Genomic DNA, 9189 nt, shown 5'->3' with positions numbered 1-9189 from the left:
ATCCAGTTCTGATGTGGTTATACCTTCCTCTCTGGCAATATTTTTAACAAGGGGAGAATAGAAACGAGTGGTATCAGCGAAATTTTGAGCAGTGCTGCCAACAAGTTCCTGAACATTAGCCACTTTTTCTTCTAACACAGCTACTTCTTCCGGAAGAACTTCTGTCATTTCTTCTTTTTGGTCTGTATGCATCGCTCCTCCCGACTCTGATCCTCCTTCTAACTCAATTACAGCTACCGTTTGTCCAACTTTAATTATATCGTCTATATTAAAAAGTTTTTCCAGTAACACGCCCTCAACTTCACTAGGTACCTCAGAGTCTACCTTATCTGTCGCAATTTCAAAAACCGCCTCATCCATTTCTATTGTATCGCCAACCTCCTTTAACCAAGCAGTTAAGGTAGCCTCTGCAACACTTTCACCCATTTGCGGCAATTTCAACTCAAATTTTGCCATATTATTATTTAATGTGCTTTTTTGAATAAATATTTTGCAAAAATACTAAAAAAACGCCCCTATTATTAAATTTATTGTATGAATTATCTTCACGTAGCCTTCAAGGAACCTTCAAATGGAATTCTGTTAAGAATGCTTCTTCCCAATGTGACTTCATCTGCATATTCCAATTCATCACCTACAGATATACCTCTCGCAATTGTAGAGATTTTTATATCATAAGGCTTTAATTGCTTATATATATAAAAGTTAGTAGTATCACCTTCCATGGTTGAGCTCAGTGCAAAAATCAGTTCCTTTATCTGATTTTGACCTACTTTTGAGATCAAAGAGGAAATGGTTAAATCCTGTGGGCCAATACCCTCCATCGGAGATATTTTGCCTCCAAGCACATGGTATAACCCTATGTATTGACCCGTATTTTCAATAGCCATTACATCTCGAATATCCTCAACTACACAAACCACATCTTGCTCCCTTTTCGGGTTTGCACAGATTTGACATAATGCAACATCTGAGATATTATGGCAATTTGAGCAAAATTTAATTTCCTCTCTAAGCGCCAGAAGCGAACGAGACAATTCTGACGTTTGTTCCACGGGCTGCTGTAAAAGGTGAAGTACTAACCGCAAAGCAGTACGTTTTCCAATTCCCGGTAACTGAGACATATGGTAAACCGCATTTTCCAAGAGTTTAGATGAAAATTCCATAAAGGCAAAATTACATAATGTTTTAAGTTTTTGTACTTTGCGTCAGTAATTTATTTTTATGACAGCATCGCATATTCTGCTTCTTATTGGCGGTTATTTCTTCTTGCTATTGCTTATCTCTTACTTCACCGGAAAAAATGATTCCAATGCTGATTTTTTTAAAGCAGGAAAACAATCACCATGGTATTTGGTAGCTTTTGGTATGATTGGCGCTTCATTATCCGGTGTCACTTTTATATCTGTCCCCGGCTGGGTAGAAAGTTCCCAGTTTAGTTATATGCAGGTTGTTTTCGGATATTTGGTGGGTTATTTTGTCGTTTCCTTTATTCTGATGCCCATCTATTACCGCTTAAATGTTACCTCTATTTACGAATACCTTAAAGAGCGATTTGGAATTGTCAGCTATAAAATAGGGGCTTTGTCATTCTTTGTTTCCAGGGTATTGGGGGCCTCTTTCCGGCTTTTTTTAGTGGCCATAGTTTTGCAGCAGTTTGTATTTGATGCCTGGAATGTCCCATTTGAGCTCACGGTAGTCTTATCAATTCTCTTAATATGGATATATACTTTTCGAGGGGGAATTAAAACAATAGTTTGGACAGACACGCTGCAGACCTTGTTTATGCTAATATCTGTAGGCTTATCTATTTACTTCATTAATTCAAAATTGGGCTGGAGCTTTTCGGAGTTTATTGCTTCTGAAGAATTAAAGGAGTACAGCAAAGTCCTGTTTACCGATGATTTTTACGCCAAAAACCACTTCATAAAATCTTTTATTGGCGGTATGTTCATCACTATTTGCATGACCGGACTCGATCAGGATATGATGCAGAAGAACTTAACCTGTAAAAACTTAAAAGACGCTCAAAAGAATATGGTTTCCTTCAGTCTTATCCTCATTGTCGTAAACTTTGTATTTCTGCTTTTGGGGGCATTGCTTTTTATTTATGCCAGTAAATTTGATATAGCAACACCACTAATGGACGGGGAACCAAAATCTGATCTTCTTTTCCCTGAAATTGCATTAAACAGTGGCTTGGGTGTTACCGTGGCAATTACTTTTATGCTTGGCCTTATTGCAGCAGCCTATAGCAGTGCAGATAGTGCCCTTACTTCATTGACCACTTCTTTCTGTGTGGATTTTCTTGGAATTGAACAGAAGCCGGTAAACGTTCAAAAAATAATACGAAAAAAAACACATATCTGGATGAGTGTGCTCCTGATTGTAGTGGTTATAATATTCAAATATGTTTTGGACAGGAATGTTATTGATGGCCTATTGACCGTTGCGACCTACACATATGGTCCGCTTTTGGGGTTATTTGCTTTTGGTATCTTTACGTCTTACAAAGTAAAAGATAATTATGTCTGGATTGTTGCAATTACGGCTGTACTTATGGTAATTGGCATTGCAAACGTACCCCCTGCTTATCTCGGAGGATATGCTGTAGGCTATGAACTTTTGCCTGTGAACGGGTTATTTACTTTTATTGGATTATATCTTATAAGAAAAAAACCTAATTAATATTCTTCATTCATAGCTGCTTTTGGAAAGTCAAGTTCTTCAAGAATTGAACCTCAATCTGACTTCTTTTGCCGTAATTCTACATATTCATTAATTGACAATTCCAATTTCTAATTCGCTCGTTACTGAGCACTACCTATACAAACTATTAAAAGCAAATAGAGAACAATAATTGTCTTTAGCATATTACTTAATATTGATCCGTGGCTAAGAGCACCAAAGTGCATGCTACTTCTACTCTGATTTCATTGTTTCGCAGGAGTGTATAGAACTCTGGGTTTTCGGTCCCCGGATTAAAAATCACCCGTTTAGGTTTTAGTTGAATAATTTGTTCGTAATACTCCTTTTGTCGTATTTCATTAAGATATAGGGTAATCGTATGAATATTTTGAAAACCTTCAAGGCTTGAACTAATCTGTACACCTGACACATCGCCAACCTTAAGACCAAAAGCCCTGGTTTCAATTTGTTTTGCCCGCAATTTAGTTATGGCCAAATTACTGTAGCGATTAGGATTTAAAGAAGCTCCAAAAACAAGTGTCGTTTTCATAAAAAATTGCTTATTGAGTTAAAGTGTGTTAATTACTGTAACTATTCAAATTATAATTCGTCTTTTGATAGTATACTAAAATATACTACGTTGTTGGTGCTATATTTTTATAGTTAATGGTTAGTGTTTAATGTGGCCCATCAACGAAAGAAACCCCGGCAAATTTGTCGGGGTTTTATTTTTTAGGCCAATAGAAAGCATCTTCCACCCATTGATATACAAAGATACTACTTCAATTTAATCAATTTCAATCCAAATATATTTTAAAAAACAGGGCAAATTTTGAACTGATAAAATATGTTAAAATTTTTAAGTAAAGTAACATTAACTGATTGTTATCGTCAAGTAGGTATCATCAATCAATCAATATCCAAAAGTTCATGAATAAAGTAATTATTCTTTTTACCCTGTTCTTAAGCTTAGTATTCCCTGCAAAAGGAGCTATTCCAAACACGGATATAGTCCTGGGAAGTATTAGTGGCAGAGTAATCGACAATGTTCAGAAACAACCAGTGCCGTATGCGGCAATTGTGATTAAACGAGCTTCAGATAACACCACAATTACCGGAGGAATCACCAATGAAGATGGTACTTTTCAAATAAAAAAAATACCCGATGGATCTTTTATTGTGGAAGTCCAATTTATAGGCTACAAAACATACATACAAGAGATTACTTTATCAAAAAACAAACGGAACGCGGAACTAGGGGTTATTTCCCTTGAAGAGGAAGCCGAAGAACTTTCCGGAGTTGAAGTTGTTGCCGAACTAACCACCATTGAACAGCGCTTGGACCGGAAGGTTGTTAACGTGGGTAAGGACCTTACAACCGCCGGGGCTACCGCTTCCGATATAATGAATAACATTCCTTCGGTTAATATAGATCAGCAAACCGGACAACTTTCCATGAGAGGAAACTCAAATGTAAGGGTTATGATAGATGGAAAACTGTCCAACGTACCGGTTGCACAATTATTAAGACAGATACCTTCTACGTCCATAAAGTCTATTGAACTAATAACCAATCCGTCAGCCAAATACAACCCTGATGGGATGAGCGGCATCATAAATATCATACTTCACAAAAATTCTAATAATGGTTTTAACGGTAATCTAAACACAGGGCTTACAGTTGGTCAGGAAGCAAAATTTAATAGTTCAATCGACCTTAACTACCGGAATGGCAAGGTAAATGTTTATGGAAATTATGGAAACAATATTGGTAAATATGTAAATAATGGCTTTATATACAGGATAGATGAAAATTCGGAACAATTGTTCGATTGGTTAGATAATCGTAAATCCGATCTATTTAAAATAGGCATCGATTTTTATCTCAATGATAAGAACACCATTTCGTTTTTTACCAATCAGAACTATTTTGACGGCAAAACCAAAGGACAGACTCAAGTTACTTATTTTGATGACCCACTACTCAATATGAATCAAATCTTCTTTAATAAGAGTGATAATCACAGTCAGCAGTACAATTTTGACTATAAACTGGAATTTAAAAAAGAAGGGCATAATATTGAGTTGGAAGCGGATTATAACAAATTTACGAATGAGGAGAATGCAGATTTTAAATCAACCGGAAACACTCTATTCCCGGATTATCAGGATTTTGTAGATACCCAAAGAGATCAGACCATAGTTAATCTGGATTATGTAAATCCATTAGATTCCATATCCAAACTCGAGGTCGGGCTGGAAGCAAGAATTTTTGAAACCAATGTGGATTATTCCTCCACCGGACTTTCATTTACACCCGACGGAAATTTGGTTCCAACTCCGGATACAGATTTTGTTTATGGTATGGATATCTATTCTGCCTATGCCAACTTTGGACAGAGTTATGACAAATGGGGCTATCAGGTAGGGCTTCGTGTTGAAGATGTTGAGGTTAAGGCCGACACAAACCAGGTAAGAGCCTTTACAGATAAGTATACAGAACTTTATCCTTCTGGTTTTGTCAGGTATAGTCCAACAGAAAAAAATCAGTTTCAATTTAGTTTTAGCAGACGGGTGGACCGCCCTGGACTAACCCAGGTAAATCCTATTCGTGAGTGGTCTACTCCTTTATTATCTTCTTTTGGCAACCCGACACTTGTTCCGCAGTTCACAAATTCATACGAGATAAATTATACGAGACGCTTAAAAAATGGAAGTATCACCACAGGACTATTCTATAGAAGTATTAAGGATGAAATTAACAGGGCTGTGTATGTAGACAGATTGGACCTGAACAAACTAATATTAACCTTTGACAATTTTGACGATACTTCGGCATATGGAATTGAGGTCTCGGGTAACTACAAACTAACTAAATGGTGGAGTATTAATGCTAGTTTTGATCTGTATTCACAAACCCAGAGAGGTATTACTGAGAGTTTACAGGCCGATAATAATACTGCTACCCAAGATGACATTATTACTCAGGAAATAGAAGTGGAAAATACAGCCTGGAATTTTAGAATGAACAATAGTTTTAAAGCAACAAAAAACCTTACTTTTCAACTATTTGGATTCTACAGAGGACAAAACAGAACCATTCAATTTGATGTAAAACCCATGTATTTTGTGAATCTGGGTGCTCGCTATAATTTTGCTCAGGGCAAAGGTACTTTCAGTGTTAATTTTAACGACGTTTTCAACACCATGCGTTTCGCAGTTACTGGTGATCAGCCATTTGCCCAGGTTGGGGAGTTCAATTGGGAGAGTCAGACTGTTTTTGCCGGTATTTCGTATAGATTTGGAAGTGGAAAAAACAAAGCTGCAAAGCGAAAAAGAAGGGATAGTAATACTAAACAAAGCAGCGGTGGTATTCTATAAATATTAATTGATAAAATATGCAGAGTATTGGTTGGTTATCTCTTGTAGTATTTATCAGTTACATAACCCCCGGCTAATTGGCCGGGGGTTTTAAATTTAAGATGATTCATCAAATATACCTGTCGGCAATCCATCCAGACTACTAACATTCTTTAGGCCCATGTATTCAATAAGTCCATCATTACCTTTTTTTTCTGCCCAGATATTGAGCATGTTTCGTTCCGCTTTATAGTCCATAAGCGGCACACCCATTCCACAGGAGGTCTGTACAAGTTTTATTCTCATTTCAATTAATTGCCTGCTACCGGCTATTTTAGGAAATTGTCCAATATGCTCTCTCCAGAAAGAATCGCGTTCATGGAATGCCCGTGCTTCACCATATAGACGTAAAATCATTGGCTTCCCTTCAAATGCACAAAACATGATAGTCATTCTATTATCGTATTGCAAATGGGTTGCAGTTTCATTCCCGCTACCGGTAAGATTTAACCAAAGGATTTTGGTGGCATCAATAATTCTGAAAGAATCCATACCCTTTGGAGATAGATTAATTGAACCATCTTTCATGGCAGTGGCTACAAAAAAAATTTTTTGTTTAGATATAAAATCTACGTGAGCAGAATCCAGATTTTCATAACGTTTCCCCATCCAAATTAGATTTAAGTATTTACCATCGGATTATGGCACTACCCCAGGTAAACCCACTTCCAAATGCAGCCAATACTACTAGATCTCCCTCTTTTATTTTACCCTGTTCCCACGCTTCGGTAAGTGCTATAGGTATAGAAGCTGCTGTGGTATTTCCGTATTTCATAATATTATTATAAACCTGGTCATCTCTTAACTTGAACTTGCTCTGTATAAACTGAGAAATTCGCAAATTTGCCTGATGGGGAATCAGCATGTCAATATCCGTGACTTCCAGATTATTAGCCTTTAACCCTTCCATGATTACCTCACTAAAACGAACCACGGCATTTTTAAAAACAAATTGCCCGTTCATATGCGGAAAGTAAGATTCGTCATTAGGATCATTGTCTTTTAATATATCCAAGACCCATCGTTTTCCCATCCCTGGTGCAATTAAGGAAAGTTCTTCCGCGTGCGCCCCTTCTGAATGCAAATGGGTAGACAAAATTCCTTTAGAATTATCCTCCTCTCTTGTCAAAACAACTGCACCAGCACCGTCTCCGAAAATTACCGACACTCCCCTACCGCGAGTAGTCATATCAAGGCCGCCAGAATGTAATTCAGAACCTATTACCAGTACGTTCTTATACATGCCACTTTTGATATACTGATCTGCCAGGGAAATCCCATAAACAAAGCCGGAACATTGATTTCTTATATCTATGGCTCCAACAGTTTTTATATCCAGATCTCGTTGTACCTGTACTCCAGGTCCCGGAAAGTAGTAATCCGGGCTCAAGGTTGCAAATACTATAAAATCTATCTCATCCTTATCTATCCCCGCTCTTTCAATAGCTATTTTCGCCGCCTTAACGCCCATCGTGGAGGTAGTATCCTCCCCTTTTATAACATGTCGCCGTTCCTTTATACCCGTTCGCTCCTGGATCCATTCGTCATTCGTATCCATGAGCTTTGACAGATCGTCATTGGTTACTACATTATCGGGCACAAAATAACCCAGTCCAATAATTTTTGAATTGTACATTACCTAGTTTGCTTGTTAGTTAGTCTGAAAATAATTACCTGTACATTAGGAAATAGTAGTTACAAGAAAAATCATTTTCTCAATCTAAGGTAACTAAAAAATAATTGATGTTTTTAGATAGCTGCCGGAACTAGTTTAAATACTTTCGAAATGAATTTACCTCCACATTCGCCTTAAGATCGTGTAAGAGATTGAACAAGCCGAAAAAGGTTCTGTTTATATATAAAAAATGCTTAGAGCCCCTGTTTCCGTTCATTTTTCGTATATGCTCGTCCTTAGAATAACGTTCTCCCAGTGCAGCAATTTTAGACCAAAAAACCTCATCTCCAAAATCAAAGTACTCGTCATGGAATGGCGTTGTAAATAGGCCGAGCATTTCTTTAAATAAGGCTTTAAAAAAAATAATTTCTTTTTCAGAATCTGAGGGTGTAAGAATTTCCAACTCATATAATTTATCCATGAAAAAGGCATCGTTTTCTATATTCTCCTTTTTAGCAAGTTCAAAATACGGGACATAAAATTCATCCGGCACTTGCTTTATGCATCCAAAATCTATTGCAACCAATGTTTCCTGTTTACTAACCAGGAAATTTCCAGGATGAGGATCTGCATGAACTTTACGAAGTCCATGTAACTGGAACATATAGAAATCCCAAAGTGCTTGCCCCAATTTGTTTCCCAATTTTGAATTAAAACCTTGTTTTGAGAATTCACTTAGATGTTGCCCATGCATCCAATCCATGGTAAGTATGCGCTCACTGGAAAGTTCCTTATAGTATTTGGGAAATTCTAAATTTGGAATTATATGGCAAGCTTTGGTTATTTCTTCGCTGTGAATAAATTCCAGGCTATAGTCAGTTTCTTCAAGAAGTTTAAGCTCAACTTCTTTAAAGTATTTATCTGAGTCCTTTCCCTGAAGATTAAACATCCTTATTGCTATAGGTTTAACAATTGCCAAATCACTACTTATACTTTCAGCTACTCCAGGGTATTGTATTTTAACTGCCAATTCCTTTCCATCTTTTGTTGCTTTGTGCACCTGACCTATACTGGCAGCATTAATGGAGTTCCGTTCGAAGGAATCAAAGACCTCCTCAGGGAATTTATTTAAATACCTTTTAAAAGTTTTGCGCACCAGAGGCGCGGAAAGAGGGGGTACCGAAAATTGTGCTAAAGAGAACTTTTCCACATAAGCCGATGGGAGTAAATTTTTCTCCATACTAAGCATTTGTGCTACTTTAAGCGCGCTACCTTTCAGTGATTTTAGGCCATTGTAGATATCAGACGCATTCTCTTCATTCAACTCTTCTTTATCATGCTCAGGGTTTACCAGTTTTTTACCATAATACTTCATAAAATTACCCCCTACTTTAACTCCTGTCTTAACGAGTTTCCCTGCTCTTTCAATTTTCCCGGTGGGGATTTTATCAAGTGTTTTCATTTTA

General features: G+C 37.1%; 8 protein-coding genes. 2 read left to right on the top strand and 6 right to left on the bottom strand.

Features of this window, described 5'->3' with window-relative positions; all coding sequences use genetic code 11:
• Together WBM60_RS09565 and recR are read right to left on the bottom strand one after the other, a co-directional pair.
• Positions 1 to 456: biotin/lipoyl-containing protein (locus WBM60_RS09565; RefSeq protein ID WP_424283010.1), on the bottom strand; the 456-nt coding region annotated here is incomplete at its 3' end.
• 89 nt (positions 457 to 545) lie between these two features.
• Entirely contained in the window at positions 546 to 1166 is a 621-nt protein-coding gene (recR, locus tag WBM60_RS09560; RefSeq protein ID WP_424276515.1) for a recombination mediator RecR, read from the bottom strand.
• A gap of 58 nt (positions 1167 to 1224) precedes the next feature.
• Between recR and WBM60_RS09555 the strand changes: the two genes are divergently transcribed.
• Entirely contained in the window at positions 1225 to 2688 is a 1464-nt protein-coding gene (locus tag WBM60_RS09555; protein WP_424277815.1) for a sodium:solute symporter, read from the top strand.
• 190 nt (positions 2689 to 2878) lie between these two features.
• Here the strand turns inward: WBM60_RS09555 and WBM60_RS09550 are convergent, their stop codons facing one another.
• Positions 2879 to 3238 (bottom strand): CoA-binding protein, encoded by a 360-nt coding sequence (locus WBM60_RS09550; RefSeq protein WP_424261068.1) that lies wholly within the window; start codon positions 3236 to 3238, stop codon positions 2879 to 2881.
• Positions 3239 to 3618: 380 nt separating this feature from the next.
• Between WBM60_RS09550 and WBM60_RS09545 the strand changes: the two genes are divergently transcribed.
• Complete coding sequence (locus tag WBM60_RS09545; protein ID WP_424261066.1) at positions 3619 to 6069, top strand: TonB-dependent receptor domain-containing protein; 2451 nt, start codon at positions 3619 to 3621, stop codon at positions 6067 to 6069.
• A gap of 96 nt (positions 6070 to 6165) precedes the next feature.
• Here the strand turns inward: WBM60_RS09545 and WBM60_RS09540 are convergent, their stop codons facing one another.
• From WBM60_RS09540 to WBM60_RS09530, 3 genes are all read right to left on the bottom strand, one after another.
• A complete protein-coding gene (locus WBM60_RS09540) occupies positions 6166 to 6717 on the bottom strand; it encodes a pyridoxamine 5'-phosphate oxidase family protein (protein WP_424261064.1) in 552 nt (183 codons plus the stop codon).
• Between the two features lie 19 nt (positions 6718 to 6736).
• Entirely contained in the window at positions 6737 to 7744 is a 1008-nt protein-coding gene (locus WBM60_RS09535) for a 3-oxoacyl-ACP synthase III family protein (RefSeq protein ID WP_424261062.1), read from the bottom strand.
• 130 nt (positions 7745 to 7874) lie between these two features.
• A complete protein-coding gene (locus tag WBM60_RS09530; RefSeq protein ID WP_424276517.1) occupies positions 7875 to 9185 on the bottom strand; it encodes an ABC1 kinase family protein in 1311 nt (436 codons plus the stop codon).
• Between the last annotated feature and the right edge of the window lie 4 nt (positions 9186 to 9189).

Origin of the sequence: Eudoraea sp., from assembly GCF_049669105.1 — a bacterium.
In the GTDB taxonomy this organism is placed as follows: Bacteria; Bacteroidota; Bacteroidia; order Flavobacteriales; family Flavobacteriaceae; genus Eudoraea.
Note: the sequence above shows the minus strand (reverse complement) of the source record. Positions and strands in the feature narration are given on the sequence as shown.